Origin of the sequence: Streptomyces sp. NRRL F-5630, from assembly GCF_000719475.1 — a bacterium.
Classification (GTDB): domain Bacteria; phylum Actinomycetota; class Actinomycetes; order Streptomycetales; family Streptomycetaceae; genus Streptomyces.
This window is the reverse complement of record NZ_JOGO01000013.1, coordinates 65,529-83,733: the sequence shown is the minus strand read 5'-3', so window position 1 is coordinate 83,733 and position 18,205 is coordinate 65,529. Positions and strand designations below refer to the sequence as shown.

Here is an 18,205-nt window from a genome sequence, read left to right as displayed (position 1 = left end):
CCGCCCCACCGCACCCGCACTTCGCTCCCAGGAGGCGCGCCCATGATTCCCTCACCCCGCTCCGGCGCGGACGACGACCGCGGCGAGCCCGGCGACGGCCGGGAGACCGTGCTCGCGCTGCGCGAGGTCTCCGCGCGGCTCGGCGCGCGCCCCGTCCTGCACGGGGTCGACGTGCGGGTGCGGCGCGGCGAGGTCGTGACGCTGCTCGGCGCCAACGGCTCGGGCAAGTCGACGGCGGTGCGCGCCGCGATCGGGCAGGTGCCCGTCACCGGCGGCGGTGTCGAGCTGTTCGGGACCCCGCTCAGGCGGTTCCGCGACTGGGCGCGCCTCGGGTACGTACCGCAGCGCACGACCGCCGCCGGGGGCGTCCCCGCGACCGTCTCCGAGATCGTCGCCTCGGGGCGGCTCGCGCGCGCGAGGCTCGGGTTCCTCGGGCGCGCGGACCGCGCGGCGATACGCGCCGCGCTCGAAGAGGTGGGGATGGCGGACCGCGCGAAGGACCCCGTCGAAGCGCTCTCCGGGGGCCAGCACCAGCGTGTCCTGATCGCCCGCGCGCTCGCCTGCGAGCCCGAACTGCTCGTCATGGACGAGCCGATGGCGGGCGTGGACCTGGAGAGCCAGCAGGTCCTGGCCCGCACGCTCGCCGCCCAGGTCGAGCGCGGCACGACCGTGCTCCTCGTGCTCCACGAACTCGGGCCGCTCGAACCGCTCATCGACCGCGCGGTCGTCCTGCGCGACGGCTGCGTGGTGCACGACGGGCCGCCCCCGCGCGCCGTCGGCCAGCACGCGCTGCCCGGCCACGACCACGTCCACCCCCACTCCGGCGCGGCCGAACCGGTCCGCGGCGGGCTGCTCGGCTGAGCGGCGAGGAAGGCAGAGCGAACCATGGACATGCTCCAGTCCGTCATCATGCAGCGCGCGCTGCTCGCGGCCGTGCTCGTCGGCATCACCGCGCCCGCCATCGGCATCTACCTCGTGCAGCGCCGCCAGGCCCTCATGGGCGACGGCATCGGGCACGTGGCCCTCACCGGCGTCGGCCTCGGCTTCCTGCTCTCGGCCTCGCCGCTGTGGACGGCGGCGGCCGTCTCGGTCGGCGGCGCGATCGTGATGGAACTCATCCGCTGGTACGGGCGCACGCGCGGCGACGTGGCGCTCGCGATGCTCTTCTACGGGGGCATGGCGGGCGGCGTCGTGCTGACCAACCTCGCCCCGGCCGGCTCGAACGCCAACCTCACCTCGTACCTGTTCGGTTCGCTCTCGACCGTCTCGCCGAGCGACGTCGTCGCCGTGTGCGTGCTCGCGGGCTTCGTCGTGCTGGTCACGGTGGGACTGCGGCGGCAGCTCTTCGCGGTGAGCCAGGACGAGGAGTACGCGCGCGTGACGGGGCTGCCCGTGCGGCTGCTCAACCTGCTCGTCGCCGTCACCGCGGCGGCGACCGTCACCGTCGCGATGCGGATCGTGGGCCTGCTCCTGGTGAGCGCGCTCATGGTGATCCCGGTCGCGGCGGCGCAACAGCTCACGCGCAGCTTCGCGTTCACCTTCGCGGGCGCGGTCGCGATCGGTGTCGTCACGACGCTCGGCGGCACGACGCTCTCGTACTACCAGGACCTCCCGCCCGGCGGCACGATCGTGCTGCTCGCGATCGCCGTGTTCGTCGTGCTCGCGCTCCTCGCCACGCCGCTGGCGCGCCGCCAGGCCAGGGCGAAAGCGGTTGCCGACCCGGCCGGATGCCCGCTGGAACCGGGCACGGACGCACGGCCGGAAGAGCACGTCGCGGGCGTCGGCGGCGGCTCGGGCACCGCCGCACCTGGCACAATGACCAGCCAGCAGACGTGAGGAGGCAACCGGTGACCACCGCTGGACCCCCGGTACGGGGGCGTTCGACCCGGCAGCGCGCCGCCGTGGCCTCGGCCCTCTCCGAGGTCGAGGAGTTCCGCAGCGCCCAGGACCTGTACGACATGCTCAAGCACCGGGGCGACTCGGTCGGCCTCACCACGGTCTACCGCACGCTCCAGTCCCTCGCCGACGCGGGCGAGGTCGACGTGCTGCGCAACGCGGAGGGCGAGGCGGTCTACCGCCGGTGCGCCACGGAGCAGCACCACCACCACCTCGTCTGCCGGAGCTGCGGCAAGGCCGTGGAGGTCGAGGGCGCGGCGGTCGAGGAGTGGGCCGCGACGGTGGCAGCCCAGCACGGCTTCGTGGAAGTCGCCCATACGGTGGAGATCTTCGGGACGTGCGGTGACTGCCACGCGGCGGGCCAGGCCCGCGCGTAAGGCGGCCGGGAGGCGTCAACGGAGCGCGCGGAGCCTGTGAGGTGGGCCACTCCATGGGGGATTCGCATGATTGAGGCGCTCTCCTCCGGGTAGGCGGGGATCACCCGTGTCCGGTCACCCCGGAGGTCCCCGTGCCAGACAGCGTCGCCACTCCTGTGACGAGCCCGCTACCGCGTCCCGCTCGTGCCGCCGTTCCCCCGCCGCGTTCCGGCGCGGCCTGGGCCGCGCTCCAGTCCCCGGCGCCCGAGCGGGCCCGCGCCTTCTACGCGAAGGTTCTCGGTCTCCGCTTCGAGCCCGGCGGCGGCCCCGGCGGCCTGTGGCGCGGACTGGACGCGCACGGCTCCCAGGTCCTCGTGGTGGGCCGCTCCTACACCGGTACAGGGCCGGGCGTGTGGTCCCCGTGCCTGACGGTCCCCGACGTGCGGGCCGCTGCCGAGAAGGTGCGCGCGCTGTGCGGCACGGTCGCGGTGGGCCCGCTGCCGCTCGAAGGCGGCCGGGGCGTTCTCGCCGCCGACCGGCAGGGCCTCGGCGTCACGCTGTGGGAGCCGGGACCCGGCGCCGCGCTCACCGAGGCGGTCCGCTACCGCCTGCACACCCCGGACCCGGCCGACGCGCTCGCCTTCCACACCCGCGTCCTCGGCGCGAAGGCCCACCCTGCCCCGCCGGACGCGACGCTCCTGCTGCGCGGCACCCGCCCGCTGCTCTCCGTCTCCCCGCTGCGCACGGGCGCCAAGCGCCCGCGCCCGCGCTGGCAGCCCGACTTCCTCGCGGGCGACCTCGACCGGGCGGTGGCCGCCGCGCTCGCGGGCGGCGCGACGCTCCTCGTCGAGGGCGAACCCACGGCACGCGCGGGCCGCGCGGCGCTGCGGGCCCCGGACGGCACGGTGTTCGGCCTCGTACGGGGCTGAGCCGGGGCGCGCCGGGGTGAGCGGTCCGGTGCGGGGTGAGCCGGGCCGGTGCGGGTGAGCGCGGGGCCGGTCCGGGGTGACGGGGCCGCCCGCGAAGGCGGCGCGCCGCGCCCGTACCCGCCCCGCACTCTCGCCTAGGCGCGCCCGCGCATCCCCTCTTCCATCGCGAGCAACTGCTCGTTGGGGACCGCGCCGCCGAAGCGGCGGTCGCGCTTGGCGTACTCGACGCAGGCGCGCCACAGGTCGCGGCGGTCGAAGTCCGGCCACAGCACGTCCTGGTAGATCATCTCGGCGTAACTCGACTGCCAGAGCAGGAAGTTCGAGGTGCGCTGCTCCCCGCTGGGACGCAGGAAGAGATCGACGTCCGGCATGTCCGGGTAGTAGAGGTACCGCTGGAAGGTCTTCTCGCTGACCTTGCCCGGGTCGAGGCGCCCGGCGGCGACGTCCTCGGCGAGACGGCGGGCGGCGTCGGCGATCTCGGCGCGCCCCCCGTAGTTGACGCAGAAGTAGAGCGTGAGGGCGTCGTTCTCCTTGGTCTGCTCCTGGGCGATCTGGAGTTCCTTGACGACCGACTTCCACAGCTTCGGCATCCGCCCGGCCCAGCGGATGCGGATGCCGAGAGCGTCCATCTCGTCGCGGCGGCGCGCGATGACCTCGCGGTTGAAGTCCATGAGGAAGCGGACCTCCTCGGGCGAGCGCTTCCAGTTCTCGGTGGAGAAGGCGTAGAGCGAGATGTTCTTGATGCCGAGTTCCAGACAGCCCTTCATGGTGTCCATGACGACCGACTCACCGACCTTGTGGCCCTCGGTACGGGGCAGCCCGCGCTCCTTCGCCCAGCGGCCGTTGCCGTCCATGACGATCGCGACGTGCCCCGGGACCAGTTCGGAGGGGAGCTTCGGCGGGACGGCTCCGGAGGGGTGCGGATCGGGGGTCCGGTACTCGCGGCGCTGGCGTCCGAGAATCCCGCGTACTGCCATGGGTGCTGTCTCCGCATCTTTCAACGACGGTGCATCTTGACGGCGGTGTGCCGTGCGGGCGGCTGCCGTCCTACTGCTTCTCGACGTAGCGCAGCGAGCGCAGCCCGCGCTCCAGGTGCCAGGAGAGGTAGGCGGAGACGAGCCCGCTGCCCTCCCTGGCGTGCCGCGCCTCACAGGCGTCGGCGGTGGCCCAGTCCCCGGTCAGCAACGCGCCGAGCAGGATCAGGGTCTCCGAGGAGGGTACGACGCTACCGGGCACCCGGCAGTCGCCGCAGACCGCTCCCCCCGAGGAGACGGAGAAGAAGCGGTTGGGCCCGGGGAGGCCGCAGCGGGCGCAGTCGCCGAAGCTCGGGGCGTAGCCGTTGACGGCGAGGGAGCGGAGCAGGAAGGCGTCCATGACGAGGGCGGGGGCGTGGCTGCCCTCGGCGAGGGTGCGGAGGCCGCCGACGAGGAGCAGGTACTGCTGGATCGCGGGCTCACCCTCGTTGACCGTGAAGCGCTCGGCGGTCTCCAGCATCGCGGTGCCGGCGGTGTAGCGGCTGTAGTCGCTGACGATGTGGCGGCCGTACGGGGCGATGGTCTCGCTCTGCGTGCACAGCGGCAGCCCGCGCCCGATCAGTTCGCTGCCGCGCGCGAAGAACTGCACGTCGACGTGGGAGAACGGCTCCAGGCGCGCCCCGAACTTCGACTTCGTCCGCCGCACCCCGCGTGCCACGGCCCGCACCCGTCCCTGCCCGCGCGTGAGGAGCGTGATGATCCGGTCCGCTTCGCCGAGCTTCTGGGTGCGCAGCACGATGCCGTCGTCGCGGAACAGACTCATGCGCTCATTTTATTGCGTCGGCCCCGCCTTCCTGGAGCGCCGGTGCTCTCCTGCCCAGCGCGCGGGTGAGGGGCCACGCCGTGGCGAGCACGAAGGCACCGAAGAGCAGCAGCGGCGCCATCCCCGGCAGGGTCCGTAGCGGCGCCGCGGCGAGGTCGCCCGCGTTGGCCGTCAGGTTCGCCGCGAGGTCGAGCGCCATCACCAGCGCCCCGGCCGCCACCCCGGCCACCGGGGCCCGCAGGAGCAGGAGGACGACGAGCGGGTCGAGGACGACGAGGGCGAGGAACAGGGCCCGGACCGGGGCGTACGGGAAGTTCTCGTAGGCGTCCAGGCCGCCCCGCGCCAGATCGACGACGTGGGCCACGGTCCCCTCGGCGAAACCCGCCACGTACAGCCCCCGGCACCACGCCGCCGCGCTCCCTCCTCGCCCCGCCGCACTCCCCCACCGCTTCATACGCCGACCGTACCTACGCGCGCGGCAGCAGGGCGTCCACCAGGAGGTCCAGGAGGCGGGGGGTCTGCTCGCCCCGGGGGCCGGCCGAGAGGAAGACGCCCAGGAGGAGGGCGGTGACGTCGTCGGGGCGGACGTCGTCGCGCAGGACGCCCGCCTTCGCGCCCGCTTCGAGGAGGACACCGACCGCCTCGGTGACCCGGGAACGGGTCGTGGAGGGGGTGAGGCGGCCCGCGTCGAAGGCGGAGCGCAGCGTGTCGGCCATGCCGCGCTTGGCGGCGACGAATTCCCCGTACCGGCCGAACCAGGCCCGCAGCGCGCGCTCGGGGGGCTCGCTCGCGGCGAGTCCGGCCGCCGCCGCGACGACCGCGTCGAGCTCGGCCGCGTACACCGCCTCGACGAGCGCCTCGCGGTCGGGAAAGTGCCGGTAGAGCGTGCCGATGCCGACGCCCGCCGCCTTGGCGATGCCTTCGAGGGTGGCCTCGGGGCCGCCCTCGCTGGCGACGGCGTAGGCGTTCCGGGCCGCCTCGACGAGCTTTTCGCGGTTGCGCAGGGCATCGGCGCGGGGGGCGCGGGGCGCTCCGGAAGCGGAGGCGCGGGACGACGGGGCGGCGGGCAAAGCGGAGGCTCCTCCGGTAAGAGTGCTACGGTCGTTCACATGAGCGGAGGGACCTCCGCTTCGTTCCATGGTCCCACGTCTGTCTTCTCCGTACCCCTCGCAGGAGGACCCCATGAACCAGCACTCCCCCGCCCCCGGCGGCACGGCGCCGCTCGGCGCCCGCACCGTCGCCCGGGTCGGCTACGGCGCGATGCAGCTCGAACGGCTCCGCGCCGACCGCCCCGCCGCCGTCGCCCTGCTGCGCCGCGCCCGCGAACTGGGCGTGAACCACGTCGACACCGCTCAGTTCTACGGCTTCGGCCACGTCAACGAGATGATCCGCGAGGCGTTCGGGGACGCCGGGGACGTCGTGGTCGTGAGCAAGGTCGGCGCCGACCCGGAGCCGGAGGGGCCGGTCCCGCTCCGTCTCGCGCAGCGTCCCGGCGAACTGCGCGCGAGCGTCGAGGACAACCTGCGCACGCTCGGCCGCGAGCGCATCGACGTCGTCAACCTCCGCCGCGCCGACACCGGCCCCGGCCTGCGCGCCGAGGGCGACCAGATCGTGCCGCTCGACGACCAGCTCGCGGTCATGACCGCGCTGCGCGACGAGGGGAAGATCGGCGGGATCGGGCTGAGCAGCGTGACGGCCGAGGTGCTGCGCCAGGCGCTTCCGGCGGGGATCGTGTGCGTGCAGAACGCGTACAGCCTGGTCGGCAGGGACGCCGAGGACGTGCTCGCGGTGTGCGCGGCGGAGGGCATCGCGTGGGTCCCGTACTTCCCGCTCGGCGGCGCCTTCCCGGGCCTGCCGAAGGTCTCCGAGGAGGTCGCGGCGGTACGGATCGCCGACGACCTCGGCGCCACGGTCTCGCAGGTCGGCCTCGCCTGGCTCCTGCACCACCACCCGGGCACGCTGCTCATCCCCGGCACCGCGAGCGTCGCGCACCTGGAGGAGAACACGGCGGCGGGGTCCCTCGTCCTCGACGAGGCGGCGATGGCGGCGCTGGACGCGGTGGAGTCCCGGAGTTCGGACGTACGGATCGGCTGAGCGCCGAGCGGGGCGGGTCCCGTGCGGAGAGGCGCGGACGGCGGCGCGTGCCGCCGGGCCCGCGACGCCCGGCCGGGCCTCTCCGCGCCCTCCCCTACGCCCACTCCGGCGCCCACGTCTCGCCCGCGCCTTTGCCCCGCTCCTCCCTCGCGGCCCTGCCCGCCAGCCACGCGCGCAGGGTGGCGAGGGCCGGGTGGGGGTTGGTGCGGCGCCACAGGAGGGCGTGGGGGTAGACGGGGGCCGGGGCGGTGAGCGGGACGCGGCGCAGACCGAGCCCCGGGGGCCAGTGGAGGCGGGTGCCCGCGCCGACGAGGGTCGCGAGCGCGGGCTCGTGGGCGAGGGTGTCGAGGAGGGGTTCGGCGCCGGGGCCCGAACGGACGATCGTGAGGCCGAAGGCGGCGGCGAGGTCGGCGTAGTACGTGGCCCACTCGGTGCCGGGGACGAGGCCCGGTATCCACAGGCGGTGGCCGGCGAGCCTCGCGGGGCTCACCTCGGAGGCGGCGGCGAGGGGGTGCCCGGGTCCCGTCACGAGTTCGAGGGGCTCGTCGTGCACGCGCACGTGCGCGAGTCCCGCGAGCGGTACGGGGACGGCCCGGAAGCTCGCGTCCACGCTCCCCTCGCGCAGCGCGGGCACGGCGTCCTCCAGCGTCACGACGTCGAGCGCGGCCTCGGGGTGCGCGAGCGAGAAGGCGTGCAGCAGCGCGGCGGGGGCGAGCCTGCGCCCGATCACGTCGACGCGCAGGGGGCGGCGCTCCGCCCGTACCGCGTCGAGCGCGCGCGTCTCGGCGCGCAGCAACTCGCGCGCGTACGGGAGGAACGCCGCCCCCTCGGGCGTGAGCGAGGCCCCCCGCGCCCCGCGTGCGAAGAGGCGCACCCCGAGCCGCCCCTCCAGCGCGGCGACCCGCTTGGACACGGCCTGCTGGGTCACCCCGAGCACGGCCGCGGCGTCGCGGAACCGCCCGCCGTCGACGACGGCGACGAAGGTGCGCACCCCATCGAGATCCATCCGCGGGAGCCTACCGGGGACAACCAGGGGTTGTGCCGGGCCGCCGGTGCGGGAGCCGGGGACCCGGGAGGGCGGGCCCCCGCAGAGTGGAGCGAGTACCGGCCTCGGGAGCGGACGCCTGGGTGGCCCCCGCGTCCCCGCACAACCCCCGGTTGTCCCCGCTCCCCCTCCGGTTGTTTGCCGCGCGCCTCCTCCGGCCGCTTGGATGCCGCAGGTCGGAACAGGCGGCGAGGGAGTGGTGGGCGGGTGAGGGATCGGCTGGGGCGGTCGTTCGGGTGGCTGTGGGGCGCGTACGCGGTGAGCGCGTACGGGACCGGGTTCGGATTCGGGGCGTTTCCCGTGCTCGCGGTGCTCGTGCTCGACGCGGGCCCAGGTCGCGTCGCGCTGCTCGCGGCGGCCGGGCGCGCGGTGGGGGCGCTGCTCGCGGTGCCGCTGGGGCCGTGGGTCGAGTTCCGGCGCAAGCGGCCCGTGATGGTCGCGACGGACCTCGTACGCTGCGGAGCACTGCTGAGCGTGCCGCTCGCGTACGCGTGCGGGGTGCTCTCCTTCGGCCAGTTGCTGCTCGTCTCGGTCGTGACGGCGGCGGCCGACATCGCCTTCCGCGCGGCGAGCGGCGCGTACCTGAAGTGGCTCGTGCCGCCGGACGGACTGCTCCTCGCCAACAGCCGCTTCGAGGCGACGACATGGAGCGCGACCGTGCTCGGCCCTCCGCTCGGCGGCGCGGCGATCGGCGTCCTCGGGCCCGTGACGACGGTGCTCGCGGACGCCGTGAGCTACCTCCTTTCCGCCCTCGGGCTGCGGGCGATCGGCGGTACGGAGCCGGAGCCCGCACGGGACCCCGAGACGCCGCGTGCCACCGCGCTCCTCGCGGGCTGGCGCCATCTGCTCTCCGAGCCCGCGCTGCGCCCCTTGTTCCTCAACACCCTCGCGGTCAACGGGCTGCTCATGGCGACGGAGCCGCTGCTCGCCGTGCTGCTGCTCGGGCGGCTCGGCTACGCGCCGTGGGAGTACGGGCTCGCCTTCGCCGTGCCGTGTCTGGGCGGGCTGCTCGGGGCGCGCGTGGCGCGACCGCTCGCGCGGCGGTACGGGGCGCGCCGCGTGCTGCGCGTGACGGGGGTGCTGCGGGTGTGCTGGCCGGTGGGGCTCGCAGGGGTGGGGCCCGGGCCGGCGGGGCTCGTCCTGGTGATGGTGGTGGAGGCCGGGCTCATCACGTGCTGCGGGATCTTCAACCCGCTCCTCGCGACGCGCCGCCTCGACCTCACCCCGCGGCACCTCGTGGCCCGCACTCTCGCCGCCTGGACGGTGAGCACGAGCACGGCGATCGCGGTGCTGACGGCGGCGGGGGGCCTGCTCGCCACCTGGACGGGCCCGCGCGCCGCCCTCGGCCTGGCGGGCCTCGCGCTACTGGCGACGCCGGTACTGCTGCTGCCGGGGCGGGACCGGGGACGGGCGCGGGGGGAGGCGGTGGCCGCCGAGGGGTGAGGCGCCGCGTGCGCCCGTGCCGCCCGGCTGCTCCCGCCGGGCACGCCCGCGCCGGGAGCGGCCCCGCCGGAAGCGCACCCGCCGGAGGGACTCACACCGAAAGCCCCTCCCCTCAGCAACTCCCCAGCGACGCACAGGGATCGCAGCACGTCGGCGCCGGGTCCACGCACACGACGACGCCGTCCGTGTTGTTCCCCGGTACCGGGTCCAGCTCGCGGCCGGTCACGGTCGCCGTGTTCCTGAGACGGCACGCGCGCGTCGCCTTCGCCCGCACGACGAGCGTCGCGCTCGCGCCCGCCGCCAGTCCGCCCACGGTCCAGCGCCCTGCCCCGGGGTCCCAGCTCCCGGGGTGCGCCTCGGCGGAGAGGAAGGCGAGGCTCCCGGGCAGCCGGTCGGCGACGACGACGCCCGTCGCCCTGTTCGGCCCCGCGTTGCGCACCGTGAGCCGGTACGTGACCGTCTGCCCCACGGTGACGCATGTGACGTCGGCGGACTTCACGAGGGACAGGTCGGCGGCCGGGTTCACCTCCGTGGCCGTCTCGCCGGAGGTCGCGATGAGCGTTTCCGGCTGCTCGCCGAGCCGGTTCTCGTATGTCGCGCTCGCGGTGTTCACGAGCCGCGTGCCCCCGGCCGCGAGATCGATCCGCACGCGGTACTCGATCGTCGAACCACCGGGCAGCTCAGCGGTGTTGGCGAGGCTCCCGCCCGCCACCGCGCTCGCGCCCGTACCGAGGTGGTAGACGACAGCGTGGGCGGCGTCGTCGTAGTACGCCTGGTCGTCGCCGCGCGCGTCGGTCTTCGCCCCGGCGCCGGGCCCGTCGACGATCCGCAGCGACCCCGGCACGTACGTCGTGTGAGGGGGAAGGACATCGGTGAGGACGAGGTTCTCGGCGGCCCCGCCGCCCTCGTTGCGTGCCGTGACGCGGTACGTGAGCACGTCGCCGACGTCCAACGGCCCTTGCGGCACCGCGATCTTGCTCAGCTCGACGAGGGGCGCGGTGCCGAAGAAGATGCCGTCGAGGAAGTTCCCGACGCCCTGGTTGCCCCCGGCGGCCGAGACCGAGCGGAAGGCGAAGCGGGTGAGGGCCTGCCCGGCGGGGACGACGTACGTACCGGTGTAGCGGCCCCAGGCGGTGTTGCCGTCCGTGAACCGCCCTTGTTCGACAGGCGCGTTGACCGGACCGATGTCGAGCGCCATCGTGTCGCGCCCCTGCCGCCCCCGGTGGAAGAGCCGCCAGTACAGCTTCGTCCCCGGCGTGGTCGGCAGGTCCTGGTAGAGCGTGGAGACCTGGTTGGCGTTGAGTTCGGCGAACTGCGCGCCGTCCGTGGACGGGACACCGTTGAAGCCCGTGTGCCAGATCTCCACCATGTGGTCGGTGGCGGTCGTGCGCCATCCCGGCACGTACTTGGGCGCCTGCGGCTGCGAGGCGTCCGGCAGGATCTCGTACCCGCTGACGACGGGCGCCTCGAAGCTGCCGTTGACGAGGCTGACGCTGAGCGGGGCGGAAGGCGTGGTCATGGTGCTCCCCCTTCACTTCGGCGGCCGGGGCCGCTGCGGAGCAGCACTACAGCGCGCGGGCACGGGCCCGTACAGCGCGGTACGCAAGCACTGGCCAAGTGTGGCGGCGTGGTTTCGGCCACGGGTTTCCGCTCCGGGGGCGGGGCAGGCCCCTCGCCGTACGGGCACAGGCGCCCCGGTGGGCGCCCGCCCCTCGTGCGCTTCCCCCGTACTGACCGGAAACAGCCTGCCGCTCGCCCCCGGAAGGACGAACGGGCGGGCGCCGCATTGACTCCGCGCCCGCCCGTCGCCGCACCGGACTACAGCCGCTCACCCCGGCTGCGGGCGTTGAGGTACAGGGTCTCGGCCCGCAGGCGCTCCATCGTCTCGGCGAGCCGCACCTCACTCGTCCCGCGCCCCCAGAAGGGGCCGCCCCCGATGGGCCGCAGCACGACGACCTCGGGCGCGGCGGCCTCCACGATGCCGACCGTACCGGTGACGGTGTCCACCACGTAGGCCCCGACCTTGAACGTCACGCCACGACCGCCTTCCGCCGCAACACGGCGGCGAGCCGCGCGGCAAGCTCGGGCGAACACCCACCGAGAGTGACGTGCGGACACGGCGACTCACGGGCGACGGAGGCGAGATCGAGCGAGAGCGAGGGAAGCCGGAGGCCGTTGGCGGCGAGAGCGGCCCGCAGCTCGGCCACGGCGTCCTCGGCCTCGGAGACGCAAGCGGAGGCGTGGTGGGAGGAGTTGGGGGGCATGGTTGCACCTCGTAGATAGATCGGGTCGTTTCGCGGATTCCGCCCTACAAGGCTCTTGCGCTCGGCCTAGCTTGTGAAGTAGCCACCGCTTGACACTGGGTTTGTGAAGGAGCCGACACATGGCCATCTCCCCCGGCGACCCTCTCCGCCTTCTCACCTGGCAGTACTTCGGGGAGGAGCTGCGGAGACTGCGCGAGGGCTCGGGGCTCACCCAGGCCGAATTGGCGGCACTCGTGTACGTGTCCGCCAGCTACATCGCGCAGTTCGAGGCAGGACGCCGCAAGCCGAAAGCGGATGTGGCGGACCGGCTCGACGAGGTTCTGAAGACGGGCGGGACCTTTTCGCGCTTCGTCCAGAAGCTCATCACGAACCAGCCAGTCTTCGCGCCGCACGTCATGTCCTTCCTGGACCTGGAGCAGGAGGCCGAGGGCGCCTACGTCTACGAGTCCAATCGCATTCCCGGCATTCTTCAGACGCGGCGCTATGCCGAAGCGCTCTTTCACGCCTACCGGCCGTACGCGACCAACGATGATGAAGAGATCGCGGACCTCACGGAGAGGCGCATGGAACGGGGCGACCTTCTCGGACCACCGCACCACTTGCGCCTCTGGGCCGTCCTGCAAGAAACGGCGCTGCGGGTTCCGGTAGGTGGTGCGGAAGCAATGCACGAACAACTGCTCCACTTGATCGACCAGATCCATTCGAAGCGGGCAGTCATCCAGGTGCTTCCCATCTCGGTCGGTGCGACGAGCGTGATGCTGGACTCCTTCACCATCTTGCGCTTCAGGGACTTGCCGCCTGTTCTCCACACAGAGGCGTTGTGCAACGGGATCACGCGCGACGAAGGAGAAGTCCTTGAGGAGGCGTTCGAGGTCTACGCTCAGCTCAGGAGTGCGGCGCTCTCGCCCGACGCTTCACTTGAGTACATCGAATCCCTCACCCAAGGAAGCCCAGACAGTGCACGACAGCGTGAATGACAACTGGCGCAAGTCGAGCTACTCGGCCCCCGACGGAGGCCAGTGCGTAGAAGTAGCCGCCTCCCCCGCCGGCTGCGCCGCCCGCGACAGCAAGTCCCCCACCGGCCCTCTCCTCAGCTTCGCCGCCCCCGCCTGGTCCGCCTTCCTCTCCCACCTCGCCGCCGACCGGACCCGCTGAGGCGGGACTCGGCTCGCAGGTGGTCCGGCTCGGGGGGACCGCGTGCGAGACCGTCGACCCGGTTCCCGGACGACGGCACGAAGGGCAGCTTTCACCCCCGAGGCAGGGCCGGGCGGCAGCATCCTCGACGCGGTTTCCTCTCTCTTCCGCCTCAGCCCGCTTCGCTCAGCCGGGGCGGGCCGAACGCGCCGCACCTCTCCGGCCGTCCGGGGAGGCTCACCGAGCCACGCCGACCCGCCTCCGCCTCAACGGCTCCCGTACGCACGTCCCGGCACCCAGCTCACCGGCCCCGCCCCCGACGCCGAGCGCGCGAGCGGCACCAGGGCATAGCCCCGGCACCGCCTGCATCCCTCACGGCTGTCCCATAAATGAGCGAGGGGAAGGGCGGGCGGCGGGTTGAGCGTTCTCGCGGTGGGACGGACGCCGGTCAGGCCGCGGCCGGGTCCGAAGACACCGCGATGAGGACAAGGCCGGAGAGCCCGGTCACCGCCCGGATCGAGTCCGCGAAGACCTCGGTCGTCCAAGCCGCCACGTCGGTGGTCCACTCCCGTACATCGCACCGGAAGGCGAGTGCGAGGCGCAGGCGCTCGGCCTGCACCATCCCCGCGAGCGGTCGGGCGAGCCCAGGCGTCGCGGCCGCGGTGGCGGGCTTGCGGGTGGCCACCCGCATGTTGCCGTACGTGCGGGCGAGCGCCGCTTCCCGGATCTCGTCGGCCCGCTCGGCGAGGCGAAGCGAGGGAAGCGCGGACACCGTGACCGTCAGTGTGGTCGCGTCGGCGGGATTGGCGAGGGTGTACCAGTCGGCGTTCTCCGCGAGGGCGACGCGCGCGTCTCCCGTGCGGTGGAGCGGCGCGAGGGTGTGCGTGCCGGTGAGCCGCACGGTGCCCACCCGGCGGAGCGCGTCCACGAGCACGGTGAGCACGGGCAGGACCGGCAGGCGAGGTTCCCGTCGAGCCCTTCCGGGCATGTGGGCGGGCCGGGGAAGCGATGCCTGAAGCCAGGCGAGCTGACGGACGGCTCCGTCCGGGGTCCAGTCGCCGCCGGCGTCGTTGTGGTCCCAGAGGTTCGCGGTCTGCTCGTCGGTCAACGCCGTGGAACTCCAGGCGAAAGCGGACGCGCGCCGCACGGCGAGGCTGAACACGTCCTCGTCGAGATCGAATTCGGCGTTGACCTGTTCGATCCAGGGGTGCTTGTCGAGTACTCCGTGAAGCCCGACGATGAAGGTGGCGTCCAGACCGGTGTCGCTCATGGTCCCTACTCCAGGATCTAACGGGTGAAAGGCCCGGGTCGGGGGCCCCGCACCCGTGGGGGCGGGGGGGCCACCCCCTCATCAGCGGCGTCGAGCCTCGAGTTCATAGGCGCCTCCGCGGGGGCACGGCGTTCGCTTTCCGCTCTCCGTGCATGGCGCGCTACGTGCTCGGGGCCTCAAGCTCCGCACTTTACGCGTGACCGCCTTGGTGTACGCCTTCTCCGGGGTGTCAGCGACGCCGATCAGGTCCACGTCGATCATGGTGCGCCACTGGCGCTTGCTCTGGTTCGCGCACTTCTTGCGTGCGACGACTCTGCGGCCGCTGCCGCCGTTGCCGGACTTGAGGTTCTTCGAGTTCTTCGCCACGGAGTGCCACTTGCTGCCCTTCTTGGCAGCCTTCACCTGGAGCCAGATGGTGACCCTGGCCTTGGTGCCGGGGCCGGCGACGTGTGTCCACCAGGCATGGGCGGATGCCGTGCGGGGAGGGGTACTTGAGATGTGTACGCGGTCCCCGTTGGTGACAAAGGCGCCGGGGCCCTTCACGGAAGGGGCGACGGCCGCGGAAGGTGAGACGGAAAGGCCGAGCAGAGCAGCCGCGAGGGCCATCGACGTCAGCGGAGTGCGCAGGCGCATGGAGTAACTCCTTGTTCGGGTGCGGAGCCGTGCGCAGGCGCCCTCGCCACCCAGTGCTGCGGGGCTCTCTGGAAGCGGGTCGGCATCGCCATACGCACGGATCGGACACTAAAGCGCCGAACAGTGAGCTTCTTCAAGGTGGACCCCGATCAGGTGACCCCAGCCGAACGCGACGAGCGAGTCCCCGGGCAGCCCGTTGCGCACGCCGCCGATGACCAGCTCGGCCCCGCACGCATCGGACCGATCCTGGCCATACCCGCCCCGACGGTCCCTCGCATCCTGACCCGCCACCAGCTCGACCGATCGCGCCGGATGGAGCGGCCTACCGGCCAGGTGGGGCGCGATCCCGGGGATCGCTCGGCGTGCCCCGTCCTTCGCCACGCCGGTCCGGCCGCGCTTCGCCGCCACCGGGTACGGGCTCCCGGGCTTGTCAGCCGGCGGCGACCCCGGCTCCGGCGAGGGCGTGAGCGTGACAGTGGTCTTGTCCGTCGCCAACAGGCTTGCCGGCACTCCGACATGGCCGCCCCTCCCACGGGCGCCTGCCGCAGACCCCAGCGCTCACACGGCAGCCCGCTGGGCTGATCAACCGTCGGTGTGATCAGCGATGACGCACGGTTCTCCGTTTGGAGGCCGACGGAACGCTCACGTGGCGCCTTCGTTCCTGGCTCTCATCGCGGTGGCCAATCGGCGAGTGGCGGCGTCGAGTGCGAGGCTGCGGTCGTTGGTGCCGCGGCGGCGGCCGGTCACGACGACGGCGGCCGGTACGTGGTCGCCGACCTGCACCGGGACGGCGATGGCACGAATGTCAGGATCGGCCAGCCCGTCGCTGCGGGCCAGGCGGGCGCGGCGGATGGCTGGTAGTTCCTGCTCGAAGGAGGCGAAGCCGGCCGGGTCGCTGTCCTTGAGGCCGACGAGCACGTTCGATGCCAGAGGTGCTCCGAGAGCGAGCAGCAATCGGCCCGCCGCCGTGCGCAGGACCGTACGCGGCTGGTGCTGGTCCACAGGGTCCTGCAGCCGCTTCGGAGCCCGGGGACCGGCGTGGTCGAGGTAGTACACCTGGGTTCCCGCGAGCACGGCGAGCAGCAGGGGTGCGCGGGCGGCCTCGCTGAGCCGGGCCAGCTCGGCGTGGTCGATGCCCGCCGGACTCGCCCATTCGCCGACGAGGCCGAGAACGAAGGGCCGTGGTCCGGGTTCGTAGCGTTTGGCGCGGCACACCAGATAGCCGCAGGCAGTGAGTTCATCCAGAAGGTCCTTGGTCGAACTCACCGGGGCCTGGGTGGCGTGCGCGATCTGGCTGAGGGTGAGCCGATGGTTGCGGGCCACCACCTCGAGAATGCGGTCGACGCGGGCCACGGTGCGATGACGCGGTGGTGCAGGAGCCATGGCAGCAGTCTTCCGTATATGCGCAATCCAGGCAGGAGTGGCCGCAGATGTCCCCATAATCGGGAGGTGACCTCCACTTCCTCGACATCACAGACCATGAACGCGCATCGGGCGGCCACGGACCTGACCCGCCTGCTGAGCCCCCTGCGGCTGCCTCGATCGACGGTGGGGATCGTCGGCGCGGATCCGCTCGTGCCATCCGTGCACCGTCTCGGCGAGGCGTCGGCCGCGGCGATCGCCGCGTTCGGTCACCAGCTCGCCGGTCTCCTGGAGGACGGCGGCGCCGCCCCGCAGCAGGTGTCGGTCAGTGTCGAGCAGGCGATCGATCAGCTTCGCGCGGCCTACCTCGGCACCACCAACGGGGTGCCGACGGCACGGATCGCGGAGGACCCGTCGGCGCTGGGGAACAACGACTTCTACCGGGCCCGCGACGATCGGTGGATCTTCCTCATCACCACGTACCCCCGGCAGCGCGATGCGGTGTGCACGGTGCTGAACGTGCCGCCCGTCAAGGACCGCATCGCCGAGGCGGTCGCCCACTGGGACGCGTTCGCTCTTGAGGACGCGGTGTGCGACGCCGGGGGCGTGTGCGCCGTGGTGCGCACCGCGGACGAGTGGCGCTCCCATCCCGCAGGCCGGCACCTGCTGGGCCGTGCGGTGGTGCAGGTCGAGCGGATCGCCGACGCCGACCCGGTTCCCCTGCCCGCCGCCGGACCGGGCGGTCCGCTGCACGGGCTGCGGGTGCTGGACAACACCCATGTCATCGCCGGGCCGGTGTCCACACAGCTACTGAGCACGTTCGGTGCCGACACCCTGCACCTCTCGCGGCCCGACCTGCCGGACCCGATCGCGATGGCGATCCTGACCGGCGGCGGTAAGCGCAACGCCTTCTGCGACCTGCGCGACCCGGGCCAGGCGGCCCGGGTGAAGGACCTGGCCGCGCAAGCCGACGTCTATGTCGACTCCTATCGCGGCATGGCCGCCCGGGGCTTCGGGGCCGAGGACGTGGCGCGGATGCGGCCGGGAATCGTTGCCGTCCAGTACCACTGCTGGGGAGCGGACGGGCCGTGGGGTCAGCGCGGCGGGTTCGATCAGCTCGCCTGCGCGGCGACCGGCTTCTCCTACGAGGAGTGGACCGATCGCCCGTCCTTGCCGCCCACGCATCTGCTCAACGACTACCTGGCCGCGTATCTCGGTGCGGCGGCCATGGTGGCGGCACTACGCCGACGAGCCGTCGAAGGCGGATCCTGGCGCGTCCGCGTGGACCTGGCGCAGGTGTGCATGTGGGTGCAGGACCTCGGCCAGTTCCCGCGATCCGACGTCGCCGGCCTGCCCCGCCCGACCACGTCGTCGATCCCGGTCGTCACCACCGAAGGCCCGTTCGGGACGGTCGTCCAACCAGGTCTGCCGTTGCGCTTCAGCGGTATGCCCACACCGGCGCCCGGCCCGGCCCGGCCCCTGGGTGCGGACACCCTCGACTGGCAGGAGCGCCGATGAGGATCAACCGGCTCGACCACCTGGTCCTGACCGTGGCCGACATCGACGTGAGCGTGGCCTTCTACGCGCGGCTCGGCCTGCGGGCCGTCACTTTCGCGGGTGGCCGGACAGCGCTCACCTTCGGCGTCAGCAAGATCAACCTCCATCCGGTGGGACACGAGTTCGAGCCCAAGGCCGCCCGTCCCACGCCGGGCAGCGCCGACCTGTGCCTGATCGTCGACGACGACCTCGCGGACGTCGTTTCCGAACTGCGCGCCCACGGGATCGGGGTGGAGGAAGGGCCCGTCGAACGGACCGGCGCCACCGGGCCGATCACCAGCGTCTACATCCGCGACCCGGACCAGAACCTGATCGAACTGAGCAACCCGCGCGAGGACCGCTGACGTGGCCCGAGCGCTCGGCGGCCACCTCACGTCGCACGTCACGCCGGAACAGTTCGCGGTACGCACGCGGTGAGGTGCCGA

At 73.1% G+C, this 18,205-nt stretch carries 21 protein-coding genes; 10 read left to right on the top strand and 11 right to left on the bottom strand.

What is annotated here, in order from left to right; genetic code table 11:
* Positions 1 to 42: 42 nt before the first annotated feature.
* The 4 genes from IF99_RS0108980 (at position 43) to IF99_RS0108965 (ending at position 3,181) form a co-directional block, all read left to right on the top strand.
* Positions 43 to 861, top strand: a complete 819-nt coding sequence (locus tag IF99_RS0108980; protein ID WP_030995843.1) for a metal ABC transporter ATP-binding protein — start codon at positions 43 to 45, stop codon at positions 859 to 861.
* Between the two features lie 24 nt (positions 862 to 885).
* Entirely contained in the window at positions 886 to 1,836 is a 951-nt protein-coding gene (locus IF99_RS0108975; protein ID WP_030995842.1) for a metal ABC transporter permease, read from the top strand.
* An 11-nt stretch (positions 1,837 to 1,847) separates the two neighbouring features.
* Entirely contained in the window at positions 1,848 to 2,273 is a 426-nt protein-coding gene (locus IF99_RS0108970; protein ID WP_030995841.1) for a Fur family transcriptional regulator, read from the top strand.
* Between the two features lie 131 nt (positions 2,274 to 2,404).
* Positions 2,405 to 3,181, top strand: a complete 777-nt coding sequence (locus tag IF99_RS0108965; RefSeq protein WP_030995840.1) for a VOC family protein — start codon at positions 2,405 to 2,407, stop codon at positions 3,179 to 3,181.
* Positions 3,182 to 3,315: 134 nt separating this feature from the next.
* Here the strand turns inward: IF99_RS0108965 and IF99_RS0108960 are convergent, their stop codons facing one another.
* From IF99_RS0108960 to IF99_RS0108945, 4 genes are all read right to left on the bottom strand, one after another.
* On the bottom strand, positions 3,316 to 4,158 hold the full coding sequence (locus tag IF99_RS0108960) for an isoprenyl transferase (protein ID WP_030995839.1): 843 nt from the start codon (positions 4,156 to 4,158) through the stop codon (positions 3,316 to 3,318).
* Between the two features lie 70 nt (positions 4,159 to 4,228).
* Positions 4,229 to 4,978: a DNA repair protein RecO gene (gene recO / locus IF99_RS0108955; RefSeq protein ID WP_030995838.1), complete on the bottom strand. Its 750-nt coding sequence runs from the start codon at positions 4,976 to 4,978 to the stop codon at positions 4,229 to 4,231.
* Between the two features lie 4 nt (positions 4,979 to 4,982).
* The gene (locus tag IF99_RS0108950; protein WP_037826634.1) at positions 4,983 to 5,432 is read right to left on the bottom strand and encodes a hypothetical protein; all 450 of its coding nucleotides are present in this window, start codon (positions 5,430 to 5,432) and stop codon (positions 4,983 to 4,985) included.
* 13 nt (positions 5,433 to 5,445) lie between these two features.
* Entirely contained in the window at positions 5,446 to 6,048 is a 603-nt protein-coding gene (locus IF99_RS0108945) for a TetR/AcrR family transcriptional regulator (protein ID WP_030995836.1), read from the bottom strand.
* A 112-nt stretch (positions 6,049 to 6,160) separates the two neighbouring features.
* Here IF99_RS0108945 and IF99_RS0108940 point away from each other — a divergent pair, with 112 nt between their 5' ends.
* Positions 6,161 to 7,072: an aldo/keto reductase gene (locus tag IF99_RS0108940; RefSeq protein ID WP_030995835.1), complete on the top strand. Its 912-nt coding sequence runs from the start codon at positions 6,161 to 6,163 to the stop codon at positions 7,070 to 7,072.
* Between the two features lie 94 nt (positions 7,073 to 7,166).
* Here the strand turns inward: IF99_RS0108940 and IF99_RS0108935 are convergent, their stop codons facing one another.
* Positions 7,167 to 8,078, bottom strand: a complete 912-nt coding sequence (locus IF99_RS0108935; protein WP_030995834.1) for a LysR family transcriptional regulator — start codon at positions 8,076 to 8,078, stop codon at positions 7,167 to 7,169.
* A 246-nt stretch (positions 8,079 to 8,324) separates the two neighbouring features.
* Here IF99_RS0108935 and IF99_RS30645 point away from each other — a divergent pair, with 246 nt between their 5' ends.
* Positions 8,325 to 9,560 carry an MFS transporter gene (locus tag IF99_RS30645; protein ID WP_030995833.1) on the top strand — a complete coding sequence of 412 codons (1,236 nt, stop codon included), beginning with the start codon at positions 8,325 to 8,327 and terminating at the stop codon, positions 9,558 to 9,560.
* Positions 9,561 to 9,672: 112 nt separating this feature from the next.
* Here IF99_RS30645 and IF99_RS0108925 read toward each other — a convergent pair whose 3' ends face one another.
* The 3 genes from IF99_RS0108925 to IF99_RS0108915 all read right to left on the bottom strand — a co-directional run bounded on the left by IF99_RS0108925 (position 9,673) and on the right by IF99_RS0108915 (position 11,824).
* On the bottom strand, positions 9,673 to 11,079 hold the full coding sequence (locus IF99_RS0108925) for a DUF7507 domain-containing protein (RefSeq protein WP_030995832.1): 1,407 nt from the start codon (positions 11,077 to 11,079) through the stop codon (positions 9,673 to 9,675).
* Between the two features lie 299 nt (positions 11,080 to 11,378).
* Positions 11,379 to 11,594: a hypothetical protein gene (locus IF99_RS0108920; protein WP_030995831.1), complete on the bottom strand. Its 216-nt coding sequence runs from the start codon at positions 11,592 to 11,594 to the stop codon at positions 11,379 to 11,381.
* The gene (locus tag IF99_RS0108915; RefSeq protein WP_030995830.1) at positions 11,591 to 11,824 is read right to left on the bottom strand and encodes a hypothetical protein; all 234 of its coding nucleotides are present in this window, start codon (positions 11,822 to 11,824) and stop codon (positions 11,591 to 11,593) included. The genes IF99_RS0108920 and IF99_RS0108915 overlap by 4 nt, the downstream gene beginning before the upstream one ends.
* 119 nt (positions 11,825 to 11,943) lie before the next feature.
* On the opposite strand from IF99_RS0108915, the gene IF99_RS0108910 reads away from it, so the two are divergent.
* Positions 11,944 to 12,801, top strand: a complete 858-nt coding sequence (locus IF99_RS0108910; protein ID WP_030995829.1) for a helix-turn-helix domain-containing protein — start codon at positions 11,944 to 11,946, stop codon at positions 12,799 to 12,801.
* Positions 12,782 to 12,979, top strand: a complete 198-nt coding sequence (locus tag IF99_RS0108905; RefSeq protein ID WP_030995828.1) for a DUF397 domain-containing protein — start codon at positions 12,782 to 12,784, stop codon at positions 12,977 to 12,979. Before IF99_RS0108910 ends, IF99_RS0108905 begins: the two co-directional genes overlap by 20 nt.
* A gap of 427 nt (positions 12,980 to 13,406) precedes the next feature.
* On the opposite strand, the gene IF99_RS0108900 is transcribed toward IF99_RS0108905, so the two are convergent.
* From IF99_RS0108900 to IF99_RS0108885, 3 genes are all read right to left on the bottom strand, one after another.
* Positions 13,407 to 14,228, bottom strand: coding sequence for a hypothetical protein (locus IF99_RS0108900; RefSeq protein ID WP_030995827.1), 822 nt, complete (start codon positions 14,226 to 14,228; stop codon positions 13,407 to 13,409).
* An 81-nt stretch (positions 14,229 to 14,309) separates the two neighbouring features.
* Positions 14,310 to 14,861 (bottom strand): hypothetical protein, encoded by a 552-nt coding sequence (locus IF99_RS32160; RefSeq protein WP_234340630.1) that lies wholly within the window; start codon positions 14,859 to 14,861, stop codon positions 14,310 to 14,312.
* 642 nt (positions 14,862 to 15,503) lie between these two features.
* On the bottom strand, positions 15,504 to 16,244 hold the full coding sequence (locus IF99_RS0108885) for a helix-turn-helix domain-containing protein (RefSeq protein ID WP_030995824.1): 741 nt from the start codon (positions 16,242 to 16,244) through the stop codon (positions 15,504 to 15,506).
* A 66-nt stretch (positions 16,245 to 16,310) separates the two neighbouring features.
* On the opposite strand from IF99_RS0108885, the gene IF99_RS0108880 reads away from it, so the two are divergent.
* A complete protein-coding gene (locus IF99_RS0108880) occupies positions 16,311 to 17,741 on the top strand; it encodes a CoA transferase (RefSeq protein ID WP_234340629.1) in 1,431 nt (476 codons plus the stop codon).
* On the top strand, positions 17,738 to 18,124 hold the full coding sequence (locus tag IF99_RS0108875) for a VOC family protein (RefSeq protein ID WP_030995822.1): 387 nt from the start codon (positions 17,738 to 17,740) through the stop codon (positions 18,122 to 18,124). The genes IF99_RS0108880 and IF99_RS0108875 overlap by 4 nt, the downstream gene beginning before the upstream one ends.
* Positions 18,125 to 18,205 lie beyond the last annotated feature (81 nt).

Bases quoted from the DNA above. Each gene is read 5' to 3' on its own strand.
- IF99_RS0108980 (WP_030995843.1), top strand. From the start codon at position 43: ATGATTCCCTCACCCCGCTCCGGCGCGGACGACGACCGCGGCGAGCCC.
- IF99_RS0108885 (WP_030995824.1), bottom strand. From the start codon at position 16,244: ATGGCTCCTGCACCACCGCGTCATCGCACCGTGGCCCGCGTCGACCGC.
- IF99_RS0108940 (WP_030995835.1), top strand. From the start codon at position 6,161: ATGAACCAGCACTCCCCCGCCCCCGGCGGCACGGCGCCGCTCGGCGCC.
- IF99_RS0108935 (WP_030995834.1), bottom strand. From the start codon at position 8,078: ATGGATCTCGATGGGGTGCGCACCTTCGTCGCCGTCGTCGACGGCGGG.
- IF99_RS0108875 (WP_030995822.1), top strand. From the start codon at position 17,738: ATGAGGATCAACCGGCTCGACCACCTGGTCCTGACCGTGGCCGACATC.
- IF99_RS0108910 (WP_030995829.1), top strand. From the start codon at position 11,944: ATGGCCATCTCCCCCGGCGACCCTCTCCGCCTTCTCACCTGGCAGTAC.
- IF99_RS0108975 (WP_030995842.1), top strand. From the start codon at position 886: ATGGACATGCTCCAGTCCGTCATCATGCAGCGCGCGCTGCTCGCGGCC.
- IF99_RS0108950 (WP_037826634.1), bottom strand. From the start codon at position 5,432: ATGAAGCGGTGGGGGAGTGCGGCGGGGCGAGGAGGGAGCGCGGCGGCG.
- IF99_RS0108915 (WP_030995830.1), bottom strand. From the start codon at position 11,824: ATGCCCCCCAACTCCTCCCACCACGCCTCCGCTTGCGTCTCCGAGGCC.
- recO (WP_030995838.1), bottom strand. From the start codon at position 4,978: ATGAGTCTGTTCCGCGACGACGGCATCGTGCTGCGCACCCAGAAGCTC.
- IF99_RS0108900 (WP_030995827.1), bottom strand. From the start codon at position 14,228: ATGAGCGACACCGGTCTGGACGCCACCTTCATCGTCGGGCTTCACGGA.
- IF99_RS0108925 (WP_030995832.1), bottom strand. From the start codon at position 11,079: ATGACCACGCCTTCCGCCCCGCTCAGCGTCAGCCTCGTCAACGGCAGC.
- IF99_RS0108960 (WP_030995839.1), bottom strand. From the start codon at position 4,158: ATGGCAGTACGCGGGATTCTCGGACGCCAGCGCCGCGAGTACCGGACC.
- IF99_RS32160 (WP_234340630.1), bottom strand. From the start codon at position 14,861: ATGCGCCTGCGCACTCCGCTGACGTCGATGGCCCTCGCGGCTGCTCTG.